The 21,878-nt window shown below is 67.0% G+C and carries 16 protein-coding genes; 8 read left to right on the top strand and 8 right to left on the bottom strand.

Translation table 11 applies throughout. From position 1 onward, the window contains the following. The first annotated feature begins 13 nt into the window (after nt 1-13). Both dinB and AB4Z37_RS13925 read left to right on the top strand, forming a co-directional pair. Complete coding sequence (gene dinB, locus AB4Z37_RS13930; protein ID WP_441517318.1) at nt 14-1,108, top strand: DNA polymerase IV; 1,095 nt, start codon at nt 14-16, stop codon at nt 1,106-1,108. Nucleotides 1,109-1,284: 176 nt separating this feature from the next. Further along, nucleotides 1,285-1,581: an HU family DNA-binding protein gene (locus tag AB4Z37_RS13925; protein WP_441517317.1), complete on the top strand. Its 297-nt coding sequence runs from the start codon at nt 1,285-1,287 to the stop codon at nt 1,579-1,581. Nucleotides 1,582-1,782: 201 nt separating this feature from the next. Here the strand turns inward: AB4Z37_RS13925 and AB4Z37_RS13920 are convergent, their stop codons facing one another. From AB4Z37_RS13920 to AB4Z37_RS13905, 4 genes are all read right to left on the bottom strand, one after another. Further along, a complete protein-coding gene (locus tag AB4Z37_RS13920; protein ID WP_441517316.1) occupies nt 1,783-4,971 on the bottom strand; it encodes an efflux RND transporter permease subunit in 3,189 nt (1,062 codons plus the stop codon). Further along, nucleotides 4,968-6,422 (bottom strand): efflux RND transporter periplasmic adaptor subunit, encoded by a 1,455-nt coding sequence (locus AB4Z37_RS13915; protein ID WP_441517315.1) that lies wholly within the window; start codon nt 6,420-6,422, stop codon nt 4,968-4,970. The genes AB4Z37_RS13920 and AB4Z37_RS13915 overlap by 4 nt, the downstream gene beginning before the upstream one ends. Continuing rightward, on the bottom strand, nt 6,419-6,838 hold the full coding sequence (locus AB4Z37_RS13910) for a FixH family protein (protein ID WP_441517314.1): 420 nt from the start codon (nt 6,836-6,838) through the stop codon (nt 6,419-6,421). Before AB4Z37_RS13910 ends, AB4Z37_RS13915 begins: the two co-directional genes overlap by 4 nt. A 99-nt stretch (nt 6,839-6,937) precedes the next feature. Beyond that, nucleotides 6,938-7,318, bottom strand: a complete 381-nt coding sequence (locus tag AB4Z37_RS13905) for a hypothetical protein (RefSeq protein WP_441517313.1) — start codon at nt 7,316-7,318, stop codon at nt 6,938-6,940. 190 nt (nt 7,319-7,508) lie between these two features. On the opposite strand from AB4Z37_RS13905, the gene AB4Z37_RS13900 reads away from it, so the two are divergent. Both AB4Z37_RS13900 and AB4Z37_RS13895 read left to right on the top strand, forming a co-directional pair. After that, complete coding sequence (locus AB4Z37_RS13900) at nt 7,509-8,078, top strand: cytochrome b (protein WP_441517312.1); 570 nt, start codon at nt 7,509-7,511, stop codon at nt 8,076-8,078. A 273-nt stretch (nt 8,079-8,351) separates the two neighbouring features. Then, complete coding sequence (locus tag AB4Z37_RS13895) at nt 8,352-9,503, top strand: serine hydrolase domain-containing protein (RefSeq protein WP_441517311.1); 1,152 nt, start codon at nt 8,352-8,354, stop codon at nt 9,501-9,503. Nucleotides 9,504-9,513: 10 nt separating this feature from the next. On the opposite strand, the gene AB4Z37_RS13890 is transcribed toward AB4Z37_RS13895, so the two are convergent. Both AB4Z37_RS13890 and AB4Z37_RS13885 read right to left on the bottom strand, forming a co-directional pair. Continuing rightward, nucleotides 9,514-12,888, bottom strand: coding sequence for an autotransporter domain-containing protein (locus AB4Z37_RS13890; RefSeq protein WP_441517310.1), 3,375 nt, complete (start codon nt 12,886-12,888; stop codon nt 9,514-9,516). 436 nt (nt 12,889-13,324) lie between these two features. After that, nucleotides 13,325-14,335, bottom strand: a complete 1,011-nt coding sequence (locus AB4Z37_RS13885; protein ID WP_441517309.1) for a helix-turn-helix domain-containing protein — start codon at nt 14,333-14,335, stop codon at nt 13,325-13,327. A 216-nt stretch (nt 14,336-14,551) separates the two neighbouring features. Here AB4Z37_RS13885 and AB4Z37_RS13880 point away from each other — a divergent pair, with 216 nt between their 5' ends. Further along, nucleotides 14,552-16,666: a hypothetical protein gene (locus AB4Z37_RS13880; RefSeq protein WP_441517308.1), complete on the top strand. Its 2,115-nt coding sequence runs from the start codon at nt 14,552-14,554 to the stop codon at nt 16,664-16,666. Nucleotides 16,667-16,699: 33 nt separating this feature from the next. Here AB4Z37_RS13880 and AB4Z37_RS13875 read toward each other — a convergent pair whose 3' ends face one another. Both AB4Z37_RS13875 and AB4Z37_RS13870 read right to left on the bottom strand, forming a co-directional pair. Further along, nucleotides 16,700-17,182, bottom strand: a complete 483-nt coding sequence (locus AB4Z37_RS13875) for a hypothetical protein (protein WP_441517307.1) — start codon at nt 17,180-17,182, stop codon at nt 16,700-16,702. 160 nt (nt 17,183-17,342) lie between these two features. Beyond that, nucleotides 17,343-17,543, bottom strand: a complete 201-nt coding sequence (locus AB4Z37_RS13870) for a hypothetical protein (protein WP_441517306.1) — start codon at nt 17,541-17,543, stop codon at nt 17,343-17,345. A 395-nt stretch (nt 17,544-17,938) separates the two neighbouring features. Here AB4Z37_RS13870 and AB4Z37_RS13865 point away from each other — a divergent pair, with 395 nt between their 5' ends. The 3 genes from AB4Z37_RS13865 to AB4Z37_RS13855 are packed head-to-tail and all read left to right on the top strand — an operon-like array spanning nt 17,939 to nt 21,849. After that, a complete protein-coding gene (locus AB4Z37_RS13865) occupies nt 17,939-19,393 on the top strand; it encodes an exopolysaccharide biosynthesis polyprenyl glycosylphosphotransferase (RefSeq protein ID WP_441517305.1) in 1,455 nt (484 codons plus the stop codon). 25 nt (nt 19,394-19,418) lie between these two features. Then, a complete protein-coding gene (locus AB4Z37_RS13860) occupies nt 19,419-20,684 on the top strand; it encodes a glycosyltransferase family 4 protein (RefSeq protein WP_441517304.1) in 1,266 nt (421 codons plus the stop codon). A 31-nt stretch (nt 20,685-20,715) separates the two neighbouring features. Continuing rightward, on the top strand, nt 20,716-21,849 hold the full coding sequence (locus AB4Z37_RS13855) for a glycosyltransferase family 4 protein (protein ID WP_441517303.1): 1,134 nt from the start codon (nt 20,716-20,718) through the stop codon (nt 21,847-21,849). The last annotated feature ends 29 nt before the right edge of the window (nt 21,850-21,878 follow it).

Genomic DNA, 21,878 nt, shown 5'->3' with positions numbered 1-21,878 from the left:
AGCGGGTTTGCGAATGGACGGCCCCGGCGACAGCCCTGCGTCTCGCCCGCGCAAGATCATCCACATCGACATGGATGCGTTCTACGCGTCGGTCGAGCAGCGCGACAATCCGCAGCTTCGCGGCAAGCCCGTCGCCGTCGGCGGATCACGCGAGCGCGGCGTGGTCGCCGCGGCAAGCTATGAAGCGCGCCGGTTCGGCGTTCGATCGGCGATGCCGTCCGTGACCGCCAAACGGCAATGTCCGGACCTCATCTTCGTGAAGCCCCGCTTCGAGGTCTACAGGGCGATCAGCGAGCAGATCCGCGCAATCTTCGCCGAGCACACGCCCATGATCGAGCCGCTGTCGCTGGACGAGGCCTACCTCGACGTCACCGACAATCTCCAGCACATCCCTCTCGCCCGGGATATCGCGCTGCAGATCCGAGCCAGGATCAAGGCCGAGACCGGCCTCAATGCGTCGGCGGGTATCTCCTACAACAAGTTTCTGGCCAAGCTCGCGTCCGACCACCGCAAGCCGAACGGGCAGTACGTGATCGCTCCGGAGGCGGGAGCAGCCTTCGTCGAGGACCTGCCCGTCGGCAAATTCCACGGCATCGGACCCGCGACCGCCGCCAGGTTCAACGCACTCGGCATTCGGACCGGTCGCGACATCCGCCAGCAGACCCTCGACTTCCTCGAGGCACATTTCGGCAAGGCCGGCGCGTACTATTACTGGATCTCCCGCGGCGTCGACGACCGCCCCGTCCGCACCAACCGCATCCGGAAGTCGGTGGGTGCCGAGAACACGTTCTTCGAGGACCTGACCGCGTTCGAGGCCATGGCCACCGCGCTGCAGCCCCTGGTCGACAAGGTCTGGCGGCATTGCGAGAGCACCGGCAGCAGGGGACGCACCGTCACGCTGAAGGTCAAGTTCCTCGATTTCGAAATCATGTCACGCAGCCGCTCGGTGGATTCGGCCATATCCAGCCGCGACGATCTCGACCGGATAGCCATCGGACTGCTGAGGGGGGTGATGCCGCTGCCGAAAGCCGTGCGCCTGCTCGGCATCTCGCTCTCCTCCCTGCAGCGCGCGGACGACATCGAGACGCAGTTCGACCTCCCGATGTAGCCCGCCAGGCATGCCGCCCCGGGGCCTGCGGCCGGGAACCCGCCCCGAACTGGCGCTTGCGTTTTTGGCCTCGATAGGTTTTAAGCCCGGCGACCTCATGACTATTCGCATGAATCAGAAGCGCGCTGCGTGGTTTGGGCGCGCTCCAGGCAGAGCTACGCGCAAGGACTTCAGACATGGCTAAAATGACGAAGACTCAATTGATCGACGCAATTGCAGAGGGCACGCAGCTCTCCAAGGCAGACGTGAAAGCGGTCATCGAGTACATGGCGACCGTCGGATACAAGGAACTGAATGAAGCGGGTGAATTCGTCATTCCCGGCTTCGTGAAGATGTCGGTTGTCCACAAGCCCGCCACCGAAGCGCGCAGCGGCATCAATCCCTTCACCAAGGAGCCGATGGAATTCGCGGCCAAGCCGGCGAGCAAGTCGGTCAAGGCATCGCCGCTGAAGGTCGCCAAGGACGCCGTCTAGAAGCGCGCTCCCTTTGGATGGAATCGCAAGCGCGCTCTCGTGTTTTGTTCTGACGCGCTTCGTCTCGCGAACCATTGCCCACTCCGCTCCAGGACGCTCCGGCCCGACCTGATCGGGGCGTACTGAAGGCCGCTCGGATGGCCGGGACAGCCCCGGCCATCACACGTTCAGCAACAAACGCCCCGGGCGTTGTTTCCTCAGTCAGGCCGGCTCCTCGACTTTCATCCGTCTGACGCCGCCGGGCTCATGTTCTGCTGGCGGATCCGCCCCCTGGCGAGGCTGCGGCAGCCCGCCCCCCTTGACCAGCGCGAAGACCACCGGGATCACGATCAGCGTCAGCAATGTCRACGACATCATGCCGCCGATCATCGGCACCGCGATGCGCTGCATGATCTCCGAACCCGTGCCGCTGCTCCACATGATCGGCAACAATCCGGCCATGATGGCGACCACCGTCATCATCTTCGGCCGCACCCGCTCGACCGCGCCCGCCATGATGGCAGCGTGAAGATCATCGCGCGTCAGCGTCCGCTGCTGCGCCGCACACCGCGCCCGCGCCTCGGCGAGCGCGTGATCGAGGTAGATCAGCATCACCACGCCAGTCTCCGCCGCCACGCCGGCGAGCGCGATGAAGCCGACCACGACGGCGACCGAGAGGTTGAAGCCGAGCCACCACATCAGCCACAGGCCGCCGACAATTGAAAACGGCAGCGACAGCATCACGATCAAGGTCTCGGTGACGGTGCGGAAGTTCAGGTACAGCAGCACAAAGATGATCGCGAGCGTCACCGGCACCACGATCTTCAGCCGCGCCGCGGCGCGCGCGAGATATTCATACTGGCCGCTCCACATCACATAAGTGCCTGGCGGAAACGCGACGCGTGCCTGCACCGCCCGCTGCGCGTCAGTGACATAGCTGCCGAGATCGCGGTCTCTGATGTCGACATAAATATAGGTGGCAAGCTGGCCGTTCTCTGTGCGGATGGTGGTCGGCCCGCGCGCCGGGGTCACCGACGCAACCTCGCCGAGCGGCACCGTGCCCCCGGTGGACATCGGCACCAGCAAATCGCGGGCGATGGCCTGCGGATCGCTGCGCAGGCCGCGCGGGTAGCGCATGTTGACCGTGAAGCGCTGGCGGCCTTCCACCGTGGTGGTCACGGCCTGGCCGCCGAGCGCGGTGGCGACGACGTCCTGCACGTCCTGCACCATCAGGCCGTAGCGCGCCAGCGCCGCGCGATCCGGGACCACATCGAGATAATAGCCACCGACGCCGCGCTCGGCATAGGCCGACGACGTGCCCGGCACGGCCTTCAGTACCTGCTCGACCTCTTTCGCTACCTTGTCGATCGCACCAAGGTCGGTGCCGATCACCTTGACACCGACGGGGGTGCGGATGCCGGTCGACAACATGTCGATGCGCGCCTTGATCGGCATGGTCCAGGCATTGGAAACGCCGGGAAACTGCAGCGCCCTGTCCATTTCGGCGGTGAGGGTGTCGATGGTGACGCCGACCCGCCACTGCGCCTTCGGCTTGAGATTGATCACCGTCTCGAACATTTCCGACGGTGCCGGATCGGTGGCGGTCGCGGCGCGGCCGGCCTTGCCATAGACCGAAGCAACCTCCGGGAACGAGCGGATGATGCGGTCCTGCATCTGCAACAGCTCGCCGGCCTTCGTCACCGAGATGCCGGGCAGCGTGGTCGGCATGTACAGCAGCGTGCCCTCGTCGAGGTTCGGCATGAATTCGGTGCCGAGCCGGCTCGCCGGCCAGGCAGACGCTGCGAGAATCGCCAGCGCCAGCACGATCACCGCGGTCTTGGCCCGCAGCACGGCCCGGATGACCGGGCGATAGACCGAGATCAGCAAGCGATTGATCGGGTTGTTGTGTTCCGGAACGATCCGGCCCCGCACGAAGATCACCATCAGCGCCGGCACCAGCGTCACCGACAGCAGGGCCGCGGCCGCCATCGCAAAGGTCTTGGTGAAGGCGAGCGGACTGAACAGCCGCCCTTCCTGGGACTCCAGCGTGAAGATCGGCATGAACGACACGGTGATGATCAGCAGGCTGAAGAACAGCGCCGGCCCGACCTCGGAGGCCGCCGCGATCAGGATCTCCGTTCGCGACCGGCCGGGCGTGGCGCGCTCGAGATGCTTGTGGGCGTTCTCGATCATCACGATCGCCGCATCCACCATGGCGCCGATCGCGATGGCGATGCCGCCGAGGCTCATGATGTTGGAGCCGATGCCAAGCAGCCTCATGGCCCCGAACGCCATCAGCACCCCGACGGGAAGCATCAGGATCGCCACCAGTGCGCTGCGCACATGCAACAGAAACACGATACACACCAGCGCGACGATGAGGCTTTCCTCGACCAGCGTGCGTTTCAGCGTTGCGATCGCGGCATGGATCAGGTTGGAACGGTCATAGACCGGCACGATCTCGACCGACCTCGGCAGGCTGCTGGCGATGTCGGCGAAGCGCTTCTTGACACTGTCGATGACGTCGAGCGCGTTGATGCCGAAGCGCTGCAGCACGATGCCGCTCGCGACCTCGCCTTCGCCATTGAGCTCGGTGATGCCGCGCCGTTCGTCCGGCCCGAGCTCGAGGCGCGCGACGTCACGCAGCAGCACCGGCGTGCCATTGCTGGTCTTGAGCACGATCGTGCCGAGGTCGTTGATCTCCCTGAGATAGCCCTTGCCGCGAATGACATACTCGAATTCGGACAGTTCGACGGTGCGGCCACCGACATCGGCATTGCTGGCGCGAATGGCGTCACGCATCTTCGTCATGGTGATGCCGAGATCACGCATGCGCTGCGGATCGAGGATCACGTTGTACTGCCGCACGAAGCCGCCGACGCTCGCGACCTCGGCGACGCCTTCGGCCTTGGCGAGGGCAAAGCGCAGATTCCAGTCCTGGATGGCGCGGGTGTCGGCGAGATTGAGCTCCTTCGACATCACCGCATACTGGTAGACCCAGCCGACGCCGGTGGCGTCCGGCCCGATGGTCGGCGCGACGCCGGCCGGCAGGCGCGGCGCGGCGCCGTTGAGGAATTCGAGCACCCGCGACCGCGCCCAGTAGATGTCGGTGCCATCCTCGAAGATGACATAGACGAAGGACACGCCGAAGAACGAGAAGCCGCGCACCACCTTCGAGCGCGGCACCGTGAGCATCGCGGTGGTGAGCGGATAGGTGACCTGGTCCTCGATGACCTGCGGCGCCTGGCCCGGATACTCGGTGTAGACGATCACCTGGGTATCGGACAGATCGGGAAGCGCATCGAGCGGCAGGTGCAGCAGGGCATAGAACCCGGCCGCGGCGGCAAAGCCGGTGCCGAACAGCACCAGCAGCAGATTGCGCGACGACCACGCGATCAGACGACCGATCATGGGCGCCCCTCCTTCGGCTGGCCTGCGGACGATGGCGCGTCAGCCGCCGCAAAACCCTGCAGGGCGGCTTTCAGATTGCTTTCCGCATCGATCAGGAAGTTCGCCGTGACGACGACAGCCTCGCCGTCCGCGATGCCATCGCGCACCTCGACATAGCCGTCGCCGCGCGCGCCGAGCTTGACGGCGCGCGGTTCGAACCGGCCGTCGCCCCTGTCGACCAGCACCGCCTGCCGCACGCCGGTGTCGAGCACCGCGCTTTCGGGGACGGCGAGCACTGCCTCCGGACGGCCGGTATCGATGTCGGCGTCGACATACATGTCCGGCAGCAGCGCTGCGCCGGGGTTGGCGAGCTCGATCCGCACCCGTGCGGTGCGGGTGTCACGGTTCACCTGCGGATAGATGACGGCAATGCTGCCGTCGAACGTGCGGCCGGGAAAGCTGCGCGCACGGATGGCCACGCGCTGGTCGACGGCGATCGCCCCGAGATCACGTTCGGCGACGTCGATCATCGCCCACACCACCGAGGTGTCGGCGACGCGGAACAGCACGTCGCCCGGCTGCGCCCGCATGCCCTCCACCGCATTGCGCTCCAGCACGACGCCGTCGCGCGGCGCCGACCATTCGATGGCGACCGGCACGCTGCGGCTCTTTTCCATGGCCGCGATGGCCGACTCCGGCACATCGAGATTCATCACACGCTGCCTGGAGCCGCGCCCGTAGGGCCCCTCGCCGCCGGTGAGCCTGGAATTGAGCGTGGCGACGTATTCCGCCGCAGCGGAGGCCACCGCAGGACTGTAGACCTCCATCAGCGGCTGGCCCTTGCGGACGTGCGTGCCGGTGGTGACGTCAGCGACCTTCTGCACCCAGCTCTCGGCGCGCATCGCGATCACCGAGACCCGCCGCTCGTCGAGCTGGATCGTGCCCGGAGCATGCACGGGCGTGCGGACGACGCGGCGCGCCGCGGGCTCGGACTTCACCCCGGAGCGCTGGATCTTGCCCGGCGACAGCATCACCGAGCCGTCGTCGCGATCCTCGCCGTCATAGACGGGGAGATAGTCCATCCCCATGGAATCCTTTTTCGGCACCGGCGAGGTGTCCGCCAGCCCCATCGGATTGCGGTAGTATTTGATCTTGCGCGGCGCGCCGGCGCCGGCGCCGGCGGCCGGAGCCGGCGGCGCAGGCTCGGCATCGGCATCCTCGAAGCTGACGTCGGCAGTGGCCGGCACCGCGCGCCAGGCGCGACCGTCCGCCGTCATCTTCGGCGTCGGCGAATAGAACGGACGGCCGTCCGGATCCTGGTAATAGATGGGCGATCCGCCGGTTTCGGCCGCAGCCGTTGCCACCATCTCCATTGCGGACAGCGACGCACCGGAGCGCCCCGCAATGAAGCCGCCGGCCACCGCTGCGAGCATCGCAGCGGCGGCGGCAGAGGTCCTGACGGCGCGCATCATTTCTGCGCCGGGATGACGAGCCTGGTCTCGACCGAGCCGGTCTCGCCCTGCACCTTGGCGCCGAGCGACAGCTGCCAGCGGCCGGCCATGCCGAACGTCGCCTTGAAGCGGTAGGTGCCCGGCTCCGTCCCCGGCATCGGAGTGACCTTGGTCGCCATCTCCTGCATGCCGTCCGGCGCCATGTCGAGCCGGGTGGCAAAGATCACCGCATCAGGCACCGCCTTGCCGGTCACCTTGTTGACGAGGCGCACGGTGACGATCCGATCCGGCCCGGGTTGAACGGTCGGGTCGACCAGCTGGAATTCGTAATCCCTGATATCCGCACGGGCGACCGTCACAGCGAGGGTCAGAGCGGTGGTGGTGACAAGGGTAATCAGCGCCGCCTTCCGGGGGCGCGTCGGCTTCGTCGCAAACATGTTGTCGATTCCTCAGATCCTGTGGACTGCACGCGATGCGCACAGTTGGGCTGCCCGCCACGCAGCCGCGCGGCGGCAATCCGGCGACCTGCGCCGGCGTCAGGACAGGAATCGAGGAGGCTGGTCGGGCGGCGGCCGGGTCAAACCTTCGGCCATAAGGTCATCACGCGGGTGAAGCTGTTCACGAACGTTCGGTTCGTGCTGGCCGGCCGTCACGATCGGACCGGTCTGCAGCACTTTCAGCATGCACATCGCCATCAACGGACAATCCCGGCAGTCATCGCTCTTCTGCTTGTCCGGGCAGCACGGCATATCGGCCATATCCATATCGGACATGTCCGTCATCGGGGCCATGACGGCTGGCGATCCCCCGGCCGGCGACAGCGATTTCGCCACCGCCGGCAAAGCCAGCGGCGCAATCGTCAGCCCCGCCGTCACAAGAGCGGCGAGAAGAAATCTGAGCCATCGGCGAACGCGCATGGTTGCACCCGTCTCACATCCCGACCGCCTTGAAAAGGCCCGGCGGATCACAACTGCGACACAGGCCGCGGCGGCATCCGCGATGGTGTCCAATCGACGACCGCCCCCGCTTACCTGATATCCAGCCGACTTTGACCCACATCAACACGGATTTCAGCTCGCGCAGCTAGCCTGTCCAAAAGGACGGCTCATGAGATCTCTCCCGATCAACGACGATACGGGTTACGCTCCGCTCCCCAAGCTGCTGCACTGGATTACTGTCGTTCTTGTGGCTGCAGTGTGGATCCTTGGAACATGGGGCGACGATCTTCCGGACAGCGTTCAGACGCAGGCCTGGATCGTTCACATGTCTGCCGGACTGCTCATTCTTGCCGTCGCCTGCGTTCGAATTCCCTGGCGTGTGGCAAGCCAGCCGCCACAGAGTGAACCAACCCGGCTCGGCACGTGGCTGATCGAATGGACCGATCCCGCCGCACGTGTCATGCATTATTGCCTCTATGGGCTGCTTGTCGCCGTTCCCGTCGCGGGCATTGTGCTGCAGTTCATGCGGGGCCACGACCTGCCGGTGTTCGGGCTATTCCAGATTCCCTCGCCCTTCGTGCCCGACAAGGCGACGGCCCACCTCGTGAAGGAGGTGCATGAAGTGCTGGCCAACGCGCTGGTCATCCTCGCGCTGTTTCATATGACCGCAGCGATCGTCCATCACGTCGTCTTCCGTGACGGCACGCTAGAGCGCATGCTGCCGCGCGCCCGCAGGTAACCACGACAACGGTTAGGCATGCCCGCACATCAGGCCACTGGCCGAAGCAAGCCGTCCTGAACCGCTTGCCTGCCGAACGCCAGCCAATTCTTCTGCCGCGTCTCAGGCATTCTGCAAGGCTGACGTCATCTATGCCGTGGATGGTCCTCCCGCCGCGCACCGGGCGGCGACGCCCAGGAGACCTCCATGCCGCCCCCGTCTTCGCCAGCATGTGCGCCATCGCGACCATTCGCCACTGTGAGCCGACCGCTCCGGCGATGCTGGGCGACGGGAATGACCGGCGCCATCCTTGGCCTCGCCCTCGCCGGCTGCAAGACCTCGGACGTGCTGTTGGCGTCGACCCAGGCGACATCGCCCGAGGCCTCGGCGGTGTGCACGGCGGCCAAGCCCTATGCCGGCCAGCCGTTGCGGGCCGCGCCCACCGCAGGGCAGCTGCCCCAGCGGACCTCGCTCACGGGCCAGCTTCCGGCGGCGCTGACCGACAAGCTGGACGGCGCGCTCGACACCGCGCTCAAGGCGACGAAGGCGCAATCGATGACTGCGGCGGTGGCGCTGCCGGGCAAGGGCCTGTGGACCGGCCGCCGCGGCACCGACAAGCCGCTGTTCTTCTGGGCGAGCGCAGGCAAGCAGGCGATCGCCATCACGGTGCTGCAGCTCGCCGAGGAAGGCAAATTGCGCCTGTCCGATCCGGTGTCGCGCTGGACCGACGGCGTGCCGAACGGCGAGCTCATCACCATCGAGCAGCTGTTGGCCCACACCAGCGGCCTCTATAGCGCCAACGAGGACGACGCCGTACGCCGCAAGGGCGGGCGCATGACCGAAGCGGAGGAGATGGCGATCCTGCAGCGCCGCGGCCTGCTGTTCTGTCCGGGCGAGAACTGGCGGTATTCCAACTCCGGCTATGACCTGCTGGGCCGGATCATCACCAAGGCCGACGGCCGGCCGTGGCCCCAGGCGATCGAGGCGCGCATCATCCGCCGTCTCGGACTGAAGGACATGCGGGTGGCGCAACCGGACGGCCCGACCGACGACGTCGCGCTGCCGGTGGCGCTCGACGGCGAGGACGGGCTCGACATCGCCGTGCCCGGCGCGGCCGGTGCCCTCGTCGCGTCCCCCGCCGACATGGTCCGTTTCGAGCAGGCCGCACTCGACGGCGAGCTGCTGAAACCAGCGAGCCGCCGCCTGATGCTGGCGCGGCTCTATCCGATGTTCGACCCCGGCATGTTCTACGGCCTCGGCGTCATGGTCTATGACCGCCCCGACACGCCGCAGCGGCTGTTCTGGATCGGCCACAGCGGCGGCGGTGCCGGCGTGCGCGCGGTCGTCGCTTATGATCCGCGCCGGCAAGCCTTTGTCGCCGCCGCGCTCAACGGCAGCGGCGACGCCCATGCCACCGCCAACCTGCTGCTCAAGACGCTCGACTGATACGCCGCGCTCAGAACCGGACGCTGAGATTGCCCTTCACCGACTGATCCGACAGGCGGGCGTCGAACTGGCCGTCGTAGGCGATGCTGAAAAGCGTCGTTTCAGTCAGCTTGACGTCGAGGCCCGCGCCGGCGACCGCAACATCCCGTCCGATCGGCAGACCGGCAACGCCGAATGGCGATCCACCTGCGAACGCGACGGTCGCAAGCGGCGTGATGTCGCCGAACGCGTGACGCCAGCCGAGGCTGGCGCGCCCCGTCATGTGCGGACCGCTGGGGAACGAGAACCCGTGTTCCGCCCGCAGGCCGAGCGTTGTAAAGGTGACGCCGGTGCTGTCGCCGTTGACCACGAGCGCCGCCGCGCCACCGCGTTCGGTGAAGCCATCCGTCGACAGGTTGACATAGGCGAGGTTGGCGAACGGCTCGAGCGCCGTGCGGCGGCCCGCGTCAATGCGATAGCCGAGTTCGCCGAACACCTGCGCCGTGCGCGCCTGCTGGCTGCCTTTCAACGCATCGGCGAATCCGGGGAAGATCACCGAGCGGCTGGTGGCGATGTCATGCCAGGTGAACGCGGCGCCGGAGCGGAAGGCGAGGCTTCCCCACTGCGTGCCGGCATAGGCGCCGACGTGATAGTTGTCGCTCGCCCCCGACGAGTTGCGGTCGCCGATCCGGAAGCTGGTGCGGCTGTAGCCGCCGAGCATGCCGAGACGCCAGGTGTCCGCGACACGCGCGTCGCCGCCGGCGAACAGACCGCCGACATCGCGCGACAGGCCGGCGGCGTTGCCATTGCCCGAAGACGAGCCCCAGACGCCGAAGCCGCGCGCCCACAGCGAGAAGCGCTCCGCAGCGGGCGCGGGCAGACCGGGATCGCTGGAGGCAAAGGCGATCGCCGGGCTGCCCGCGGCGCCGACGCCGTCGAAGGCGGCGCGGAGACGATCGAGGGCGGCCTCGCGAACGAAGCGACTGTCCTCGATCATGACGGATTTCGCCGACGCCAGCGCCTCGCCGGAGAGGAGGTCGAACGCCTGGCGGGCGCTCGCCGCGCTCGGCTGCTGCACCACTGCGTCATACAGCGTGCCGCTGCCCAACGCCCCGGTCGCCGCTGCCGCCGCCACCTGGTTCGGCGTGATCGCCACCGACGGGAACGACGCCTGACCGCGCGTGACATCGAGATAGACGTTGCTGGGATCGTAACTCAGCGCGAGCTGCATGAACGGGAAGCTCTGCGCCAGCGACGCAAACGTTCCAGTCACCCCGCCATTGGCAGTGAGCACCGTGTAGCGTGTACCGGTCCGGTAAAAACCGGGGCTTGCGCTCACCGTCACCGTGCCGCCGGACAGCTGCGCCGTGCCGGTGGCCGCGATCCTGTCGCTCTGGCCGCTCGCGTTGATCTCGACATCGTAGAACGAGCCGGCGGCGAAGCCGACATTGCCGGCGACGTTGAGCGTGCCGATGGAATTGCCGGGCGCGACATGCGCACCGCTGCCGACTGTGACGCCGCCCACGGTGCCGATGCCGCCGAGCACGCCGGCGCCGACGGTCACGGTGCTGGCGAGGCTCGCGGCGGGGTGGCTGTCGTCGCCGACCACCAGCTTGCCGGCCAGGATCGTGGTCGGCCCCGTGAAGGTGTTCTGCCCGTTCAGCACCAGCGTGCCGGCGCCGGTCTTGACCAGCGAGAGCTGCGCGAGGCCGTCGGCGATCACACCCGAGAACACCGTGCTCGTGCCGTTGGCGCCGAGCGTGAGGGTGGCGGCCGGCTCGCCGGAGTTGCGCACGAGACCTGCGCCGGCGAGGCCGCCGATGGTCTGGATGGAGCCGCCAATGTCGAGCGTGGCGCCGGCGGCGACCGTGAAGGTGCTCGCGGCGGACAGCACATTGGCACGTCCGCCGACCAGGATGCCGGCGTTGACATTGGTCGGCCCGAGATAGCTGCTGATGCCTCGCAGGACCAGAACGCCATTGCCGACCTTGGTCAGGCCGCCGTCGCCGCTGAGCGGGCCGCGCAGCGAAGCGACGTACCCCATGGTATCGATGGTGCCGCCCGCCGCATTGAAGGTCATCGCGCGGCTGGTCGACACGCCCTGCAGGAAGCGCAGCGTGCCGCCATTGAACACCACGCCGCCGTCCATGGGGCCGCCACCCATGCCGAGATTGATGTCGTTGCGGATCGCCAACGCGCCCGCGTTGATGATGGTACCGCCGCCATAATAGTTTTCGTTGGTGATGGTGAGCGTGCCGGCGCCGGTCTTGATAAGGGCGCCGGTGCCGCCGATCGACCCCTGCAGCGTGGCATCGTTGCCGTTGGTATCGAAGGTACCGTTATCGGCATTGAGGGTGATCCGGCGATTCGTGGTAAAGCCGTTGAGGAAGCGTAGCGTGCCACCGCCCAGCGTCAGGTTACCGGCAGCGCCCCCGAGGCTGGCATCGCTGGCCACCGCGAGCGTGCCGCCGTTGATCGTCGTGCCGCCGGTATAGGTGTTCGTGCCGGTCAACGTCAGCGTCCCCGTGCCGACCTTGACCAGGCTGCCGCCGGACGACAACCGGGCGCAGCTATCGTTCACGCTGCAGTCGGTGATCGCGCCGCTGACCGTCGTGCTGAGGTTGTTGCCGCCCACGGTGAGCTCGCCGCCGCCAAGAATAAAACGCCCGGCGCCCTCGATCGAACCGGCCGTGAATTTATTGTCATTTTGCGGACCCGAGTCGAACGAGAAGTCGAACTTGCCGCCATTCGCAACAAGCCGCGCTTGACCGGCAGTCGCGTTGACGAGGAACAGGGTCGCGCCGCTGTTGTTGATCACGGTGGCATTGCCGGCGGTCGCGGAGTCCTGCCAACCGACGGTGCCGCCATTGTTGACGACGGTGGCGTTGCCTGCGGTCGAAGAATTGTTCCATGCCACCAGGCCGCCGTTGCTGGTGATCGACGCATTGCCGGCCGAGCTGCCATCCGCGAAAACCAGCCCCGCGGTCGCGCCGCCCACGACGTAGTTGGCATTGCCGGCGGAGCTGCTGGCCGTGAAGCCCAACATCGCGCTCCCCGTCAGATTGAAGGTCGCGCTGCCGCCATTCACGGTGACGCCGGAGCCGCCGAGCGTCAGCCTGCCGGACCACTGACTGAAGCTGTAGGCTGGAGCGTTCGGCGCAAGCGTGATACCGCCGATGGCGAGCATGTCGCCCGGCGTGACCGAGACATTGGTCTGGGTCGAGGCCGCAAAGGTCGCGGTGCCCGTGGGCGGAGCGCCGCCCTGCCAGTTGGCTGGGTCGTTGAAGTTGCCCGTTGCCGGATTGGCGAGCCACTGTGCATCGCCGGCTCCGGCGGGATGGGCCCCCGAGAGCAGGCCGACCACCACCACCATCATCAGCGAAGCGTGGCGACCGCTGCTCGTCATCGAAGCCATATTCCTGCACTCCATCGTCATGCCGACGTCTCGACGCCAGGGCGGCCACCAACGCGCGGACGACCGTGTCGGCCCCGCGTGTCGCAGCCACCAATGTTTCTTGTCTGGCCGATGCAGGTCGGGAGGGCTGACGACCTCCAGGACCGACCGGCGCGTTGATCCCTGTCTCTCGATATCAACGCCGGCTGCCGGGTTCACGCGTTGTCAGCCCGACACAACGAAATGTTGCCGGTTCTGCAAAATCGGTAACGAATCCTGCAAGGTTTGGAGCGCGTTCGCTTTCGACGGCTTCGCGAACGCGTCGCGCTTCCTGTCTTGACGCGTTCCTTCGCGCGAAGCGGTGCCCGCTGCGTTCGAACATGTCCCGCGCGCGGGCGCTGAGGATCCGACGGATTGTCGGGCGGCTCGCGGCCGCCAGTGCGACGAGCTATCGCAGCTGCCGGATCCAGGACCACCACTCTTCCGTCGCCATCCAGGGCGCGGAGAGATTGTCGCCTTCGGAGGCGAGGCTGCGCACTTCGCGGGCGGTCATGCCGATGTGGCGGCGGAAGGCGCGGCTGAAGCTCTTGGGATGGGTGAAGCCATGGGCCTCCGCAATCTCCGCGACAGTGCGATGGCGCTGCGCCGGATCGGCCAGCGCGCGACGGCAGGCCTGCAGCCGCTGCTTCTGCACATAGCTGGCGAAACCGTCCCACGGCTCGAACAGGTAGTAGAGCTTGCGCCGCGAAATCCCGAATACCGCCGCGACGCTGTCGACCGACAGCGCGGGATCGGCAATATGCAGCTCGATATGGCGGGCGATGGCGCCGAACAGCGACGACACCACGCCCTGCCGGCTTTCTTCGCGTGCATTGCCGTTGATCGCAGCGGCCGCCAGCTGCAGCGTCGGCTGCAGCAACGCGTCGGCATCCTGCAGGGTGAGCTGCGATCCGCTCTGGAACAGTGCCTGCAGATGGCTGTACAGCAGCCGGACCAGCGGGCTCGCTCCGGACAGCACGCGCATGTTGTGCTCGTCCGGCGCATTGAGCAGCGGCGTCAGCAGCCGCCGCGGCACCACCAGGTTGAGATTGCGGAAGTCCGTGGCGGCGACGGCCTGCGGCTGCGCGAGGTCAGAGATCCAGAGATCGCCAGGCTGCGTGCGCTCGTCGAGCCCGCCATCGCGGCGGCCGCAGCTGCCCTCGGTATAGAACTGCAGCAGCACGTGATCGAGATTGTCACGGCTGATCCGGCGCGGCGAGCGGTCGAACGTCTGCGCGGCCGTGCGGCAACTCCCCAGCAGCAGCTCGCCGAACTGAAAGCCCTCGACTTCGGCACGAAAGCCGTTGTCCGGCGCATGGCGCAATCGGGTGTCGAACATCACCCCGATGCTCTCCTGCCAGGCCGCCGTCGCCTCCCTGACGGAAAGGCCTGTGGTGTCGAGCACGGAGTGGGGCAGCATGGCAATGCACCGGGTCAGTGGCGCGCGATGCCCGGAAGGACATGGCGCGAACCGTCTGTATGCAGCACCCGGCCGTCTGCGGCAAGGCCAAAACCCCAGCAAGACCAATGCCCTGCGGCGCGCACCGGGATGCGATGCTGCAAGCCGCTGCAAGATATCTTGACGATCCAGCTCCGACCTCGGACATTTCGCCGCGGGATGCGGGAGGACTGGGGCATGGGCTTCTCACCGTCCAGGCTGGCGCTTGTTGCCATCGTCGTGGTCGCGGCCATGGTCGCCGGCGGCATTGCCGCTCTGACCTTCGCCGAGCATCGCCTCAAGGCGACCATCCAGGCCAAATGGCCATCCGGCCTGACCAACGAGGTCGAGGGCCGCTCCGTCGCAGCCAACCAGCGCAATCTGCGGGACATCGGCGCCAATGCCGACATGTTCGTCGAGCTGCCGGCCGCGCTGATCGTCCAGGCCGCCAGCGAGCAGGTCGCCAAGCTGCGCGGCAAGCCGCTGCCCGCCAAGGACGACCTGCGCATCACCGTGTCGGACGCCGCCGTGGCGCTGCAGCCGCAGGCCGTGAAGATCGACCTCGCCTTCGAGGTCGCCCGTGGCAACCGCTCGGTCAAGGCCACCGCGATCGGGCTGGCCGCGCCCGACATCGACGGCAACACCATTGTCGTGAACGCGGCGGTGTCGAGCCTCGTCATCCATTCCGTTCACACCGGTTTTCTCGATCCGCTGGCCAGCAACATCGCCGGGGTGCTGAACGACCTCGTCGCCGACGCCCTGCCGATCCTCAACGCCGCGCTCGACGACAAGGTGAATCCGATCAGGTACCAGCTGAATTTCGGCCCGCTGCTCGACACCGACGTGACCAGGCTCATCACCAAGGGCAAGTTCAAGCCGGACAGCAAGGCGCTGTACTGGAGCCCGCATCTGCGGGGCACCGCGCTGCTGATCGAGCCGCAGGCGCTGCGGCTGCTGGCGGCGCTCCACAACAACACCAGAACCGAGGATATGCTCGACGAGGGCATCGTGCTGCAACGGCCGGCGACACCGAGCGGCGATGCTGCGGCCGTCGATGCCGCCTATCAGACCTTCAGGCAGGAGATGCTCGGCCGGACCGATCAGATCTTCGGCATCACCCCGGGCAGCCAGGCCGTCGCCCGCATCGCCATGAGCCTGTCCTACGTCGCCGCGACGCTGAACACGGCGCTGGCCGAGCCGATGTGCGGCACCGTCCAGCTCGACGAGACTTTCAAGCCGTTCGACGAGGCCATCACCCTCGGCACGCCGCCGGCGACCTTCAACTGCACCCGCGACATCGAGGCCTGCGCCAAGAAGTCGATCTGCGACTCCAAGGAGCAGTGCAAGGACCGGGTGCGAACGATCCCGGCCGTGACCCATCAGGTGCCCTACCTGGATGTGGCCTGCAAAGCCGAGCTGTGCAGCGCCGCTGCATGGGCCGGCTGCGCGATCAAATCCGTGCGCGAGCGGATCGAGCGCACCTGCACCAAATTCCAGACGGCCGTCGACAAGGCGGAGGAAACCATCGTGGAAGCCGTCGGCGGCCCGGTCTGCGACGCGCTGCGCGAAATCAACCGCACCGCGCCGGCACTGTGCAGGGCGGCCGACGTGCTGACGGCGCCGCAATGCCTCGGCCTCGACACCATCGGCGTCGCCGGCTGCACCGCGCGCACCGCGGCACTCGACTACTTCGCCAAGAATCCGCTCGCCAAGGTCAAGGGCGGCGCCGATGCCAAGGGCGCGGTCAATGGCTGCGTCACCGGCCACATCGAGCCGGACCTCAAGCGCGCCACCTTCGCGGTCGACGCCTCCGGCAAGGCCGCGATGACCGCGCATATCGACTTCGACCCGAGCCTTGCGCTCCAGGCACTTCCGGCGCTCGGGCTTCCCGGCGCCGAGGCGCTCAGCTGTGTCGCCGGCTTCGACAAGGTGTTCAAAGCCGACGTCAGCACCTCGGTCAAGGACGCCGCCGGCGCGACCATCACCGCCGCACCGGACGCGGACCGGCTCAAGCTGACGCTCGCACTCGACAAGACCACGCTCCACTTCGATCTCGACAAGTCGCCGCTCGACATCATCTTCGCGCGCAACCCCGACCTGCTGATCAAATGCTCGCTGGCGCTGACCGGCGCGCTCGCCTTCGCGACCTGGGATACGGCCGTCAACAAGAAGATCAGCCCCTACCTGACCGGCAAGCAGATCCCCTACGAATTCGACAATGTGAAATTCGCCATTGATATTCCAGCCCTGAAGATCGCACAGAAGCAGCTGATGCCGCGGCTGGAGAGCAGGAGCCTGGTGTTTGCCGAGTGAGCGAAGCGCACAACGCCGTCGCGGCTGCTGTCGCTACGGTTTACCGGGCGCAAACGACTGATTGCTGAACGGCGACGATGTCGGCACCTGAATGACGACGAAGCTGCGCCCGATCGAGTGGTGACAGGAGTTGCACGACGCCGTCATGCCCTCGAACGCCGACGTGAAGGCCTCGACATCCTTCTTCCTGATCGCGTCCCCGATCCAGCCGATCGGTTCGGCCATCATCGTCATGTCGGCGACCGGGACTCCCGGATACAGCGTCACCACGTCGTCGAAGCTCGCCCGCATCTGGGTGAGCTCATAGGACGCCAACGCCCAGTTGCCGAGCCTGCCGGCAAACCACAGCTTGAAATGACGCAGCTGCATGACGCCCATGAGGTCGCCGAGCCGCGGAATGTAGTGGCTGCGGGACAGCGGCTGCTCGAACGACTGAGGCGAGGCCCGCTCCGGGATGAACAGCACCGCAGCGAGCATGGCCAGGGCTATCGAGCCGACGACAATTGCGCGACGCATGGCGGTCTCCCGATCCCGGCCGGCAATCTAGCGCCCCGCACCGCGCCCGGATTTGATATCGATCAATCCGCGCTGCGCCGGCGCGGCCGCGACGTCAGGTCATGCTCATCGCGCCCGCATCGCGCGGTCGCATCCCGACACCGGGCCGCGCCATGCGGCGTCAGCGGCGGCGCGAGCGCTGCCGCACCGTCACAGGGACGGCACGGCGCACCGGATGATGACTCGCGAGCGCCCCCAGCAGGCAAGCGGGAATCGCGAGCGCCCATGCAAACGCGGCAATGGTGGACATCGTGGTGCGGCTCCAAATGATCGCCGCGGCAACGTCGCGCCGCTGCGATGCATGACTGATGCGGTACTGCATCTCACCGCCATCTTCCGCACGGCGAATTGAGCCAGATCAACAATCGCCGCGCATTGACCGCGATCGAATGCGCATCTGACAGCGCGTCCATCCGCCATCGCAGGCTTCACGGCCGCGTGACGACGCACGCAGCATCGGGCCGCGGCGTGATTTCACGGCATTCGAACAACCGACATCCGCGGACTGTTCGCGTCATTGCGGAACATGCATTGCCGTAGCGTCCGGAACAGGCCTGAATGGTAGCTTCGTCCGTCGTTTCAAGTGGAATCCCGTAGGAATTAATCGCGTTTTTCTAAAATGCTTAGTTTTCCGTAAACGAGCGTGTAGAGCGGCTGCATCGGATCGGATCGGAGCTCGCTCGCGCGATGTCGCTGTTCAGGCAAACGGATGATTGGGTGGATCGCGCACCCGCCGTCGCGCCGAAGCCGCGGCCGACCGGTACCTACGTTCTCCAGCGTTTCTACGTACCGACGCTGACCGCGGCCTACGTCACCATCGCGCTGTTCGAAAGTCTTGCGATCACCGCAGGCGCTCTCGCGACGGCCGCCTATCATGCCTCGCTGCATCGTCCCTCCGGGCTCGCCGCCCTGTACGTGATCGCCGCGATGTTCGTCGGTCTCAGCGAGATCGCGATCGCGGCGGCGTTTCACCAGTTCAACCTGATCCAGCAGCCGACGCCGCATCGCTATCTCTGGAGCGGGCTCGCGTCCGTGCTGCTCACCTTCGTACTGCTGGCCTCGCTGCTGTTCCTCGGACAGTTTCCGCAGGCCTATTCACGCGAGGCGCTGCTGGCGCAGCTGACGATCTGCTGCGGCGTGATCCTGGCCTATCGCGCCATCGCCCATCGCCGCTTCAAGGCCGCCGTCGCCGATGGCACGATCCACGGCCGCCGCATCGTGCTGATCGGCCGCCAGGTCCATTTCCCGGACTATAGCCGCCTGTTGCGCTTCACCGGCGCCGGCGTGCAGATCATCCACTGCCAGATTCCGCCGCGCGACCGCAGCGGCCGCCCGTGCATCACTGCCGAAACCATCGCCTCGGCGCTGGTCGATCAATGCCGGACGCTGCAGGCCGACGATGTCATCCTGCTTGCGGACGAGACGCGCGACAGCGAGCTGTCGGTCATCACCACTTCGTTCCGGGAGATTCCAGCGGCGATCTACGTCATTCCGCGCCGCACGCTGAGCGTGTGGGCGCGCGCCCATCTCGCCGAGATCGCGGGCGTCGTCGCCTACAGCCTCGAGAAAGCACCGCTGTCGGCCACCGCGCTCGCGGTGAAGCGCGGTTTCGACCTCGCGGTGTCGGCACTCGCCGTGCTGCTGCTGTGGCCCGTGATGCTCGCGGCCGCCATCGCCATCAAGCTCGATTCCGACGGCCCGGTGCTGTTCGCCCAGGAGCGCCACGGCTACAACAACCAGCCGATCCGCGTGCTCAAATTCCGCTCGATGCAGGTGTCGCGCGACGCCGTGTTCCGGCAGGCGACGCGCGACGATCCGCGCATCACCCGGGTCGGACGCTGGCTGCGCCGCACCAGCATCGACGAGCTGCCGCAACTCTTCAACATCCTGCGCGGCGAGATGTCGCTGGTCGGCCCGCGGCCGCACGCGGTGTCCCACAACGAGATGTTCATCCCGGAGATCAAGCTGTTCTCGCGACGGCACAACGTCAAGCCGGGGTTGACCGGCTGGGCTCAGGTCAATGGCTATCGCGGCGAAACCGACACGCTGGACAAGATGATCCGGCGCATCGAGTGCGACCTCTACTACATCGACCATTGGTCGCTGTGGTTCGACCTGAGGATTCTTTTTCTCACGGTGTTCTCCATGAAGACTTACACAAACGCGGGTTAACGCGCGTCGTTGTTCAGGTGGCGTCATGCGTATTGCTGTTGTCGACTATTCCGGTCATGCCTTTGCCGTGCAGCTGTCGCGCGCGCTCGCAGCGCGCGGCCATGAAGTGCGGCACTTCCACTTCTCCGAGTTCCAGAGCCCGCACGGCACGCTGAGCCGGACGGCCGAAGATCCGGACAACTTCTCGATCCAGCCGATCTCGCTCGGCGTGCCGTTCTACAAATACTCGTTCGTGCGGCGGCGCTTCCAGGAGGTGCGCATCGGCCGCGCCTTCGCCGCGGCGATCACGGCGTTCGGCGCCGACGTCGTGCTGGCCGGCAACTGCCCGCTCGACTGCGTGGCCGAGATCGGTCGCAGCGCCCGCCGTGCCGGCAGCCGCTTCGTGTTCTGGCAGCAGGACATCTACTCGGCGGCGATCGCGCGCATCCTCAGCCGCAAGTTCGGCCTGCCGGGCCGGCTGGTCGGCGCGCATTATCGCCGGGTGGAGCGCAACGCGCTGCGCGCCAGCGACGCCATCGTCGTCATCAGCCGCGATTTTGTCGATACCATCCGCCATGAGCTGCAGCTTCCGGCGGAGCGCATCCATGTCATCGAGAACTGGGCGCCGATCCGGGAGCTGCCGCTGCGCCCGAAGGACAACGATTGGGCGCGCCGCCACGGCCTCGCCGACAAGATCGTCGTGCTGTACAGCGGCACCATCGGCCTCAAGCACGACCCGCACCAGTTGCTCGACCTGGCGCTGAGCCTGCAGAGCGACGCCACCGCCATGATGATGGTGGTATCCGAGGGACCTTATGCCGACTGGCTCGCCAGCCAGTGCGCCCAGCTCGGCCTCGCCAATGTCCGCGTGCTGCCGTTCCAGCCGTTCGAGGATTTTCCGGACGTGCTCGGCAGTGCCGATGTGACGGTCGCGATCCTCGAACCCGATGCCGGCGTGTTCTCGGTGCCGTCGAAGATCCTCAGCTATCTCTGCGCCGGGCGCGCCATCGTGCTGTCGGCACCGTCGGAGAACCTCGCCGCGCGGATCGTCAGGGGCTTCGATGCGGGCCGCGTGGTGGATGCAGGCGACCGCGCCGCGCTCGTCCATGCCGTCCGCTTGTTCCTGGACAATCCGGCACTGCGCACCGAGGCCGGCCGCAACGCGCGGCGGCACGCGGAAGCGACCTTCGACATCGAGATGGTGGCGACGCGGTTCGAAGCCGTGTTCCGCGACGTGCTGAGCGAGCGCCAGCGCGCACGGGTGCCCGGCGCGCTGCCGGACGACACGGTGCGGCCGACTGTTCGGCCGTGACGGCACAGCGCGGGACGAGGTGAGCGAAACGATGGCCAGAAAACGCGTGCTGATCGTCTACCGATCGTACTTTCCGTCGCGGTCCCATCTCGGACCGGCGACGGCGATCCGCAACCTGGTCGAGGCGCTGGGCAATGACTATGACTTCCACATCCTCACCCTGAATCACGACTTCGCGACCGGCGCCGCGCTGTTCGCCGCTCCGCATCACCGCGAGGTGCTGCGCCATGCGGTGGTCGAGTATGTGCCGCGCGGCCTGCCCGCATGGCGGCTGCTGGCCCGCCGCCTCAACGAGGATTTCGACGTGGTCGACATCCACTGCGCGTTTGACCCGCTGCTGGCGATCCCGGCGCTGGCGCTGTGCCGCCTCGGCTTCGCGCGCCACAGCCGGCTCTGCCACACGCCGCACGGCATCTTCATGGACGTGATCATGGGCACGCGCAGCCTGCGCAAGACGCTGTTCTGCCGCGCCGCCGACCTGCTTGGGCTCTATCGCCGGGTGGTGCACCTTGCCGGCTCTCCCGGGGAGGCCCGTGACATCGCCCGCAACCACGTCCGGCCGCAGCAGATCGCCGTGGTGTCGCAGTTCGTCGCCGCACTGCCCGTCACGGCCGGTCGGGCGGAGAAGCCGGCGGGCCGCCTGAACATCGCTTTCGTCGGCCGCATCACCGAGCAGAAGAACCTTGCCGCCGCCATCGCCATGATCCAGGCGCTGCGCGTGCCCGCCACGCTGCGCGTGTTCGGCGAAGCCGCGGATGCCGACTACCTCGCGCGCTGCGAGGATCTGATGCGCCAGGGCGTCGGCCTCGGCACGATCCGCTTCGAGGGGCGTGTCGAGCCGGCCGACCTCGCCCGCGCACTGCCGCAGCACGACGTGCTGCTGCACCCGACGCTCGGCGAGAATTTCGGCCACGCCATCGTCGAGGCGCTGCATCTCGGCTTGCCGGTGCTGATCAGCGACCGCAGCCCATGGACCGACGTCGAGGCCGCGCGCGCCGGCTGGGCGCTGCCGCTGACCGACCTCGACGGCTTCGTGGCGCGGCTGGAGGCGATCCACGCCATGGGCGCGGAATGGGTGGAGTGGAGCCGCGGCGCCATCGCCTATGCGCGCAGGACCTTCGACCGGACGGCGACCGAGCAACGCTATCGGGGCGTCTATGGCTGAGCATCACGCACAGATACGGGAGATCGCGC

Origin of the sequence: Bradyrhizobium sp. 2TAF24 (assembly GCF_052115025.1) — a bacterium.
GTDB lineage: Bacteria > Pseudomonadota > Alphaproteobacteria > Rhizobiales > Xanthobacteraceae > Bradyrhizobium_A.
This window is presented reverse-complemented; position numbering and strand designations above follow the sequence as displayed.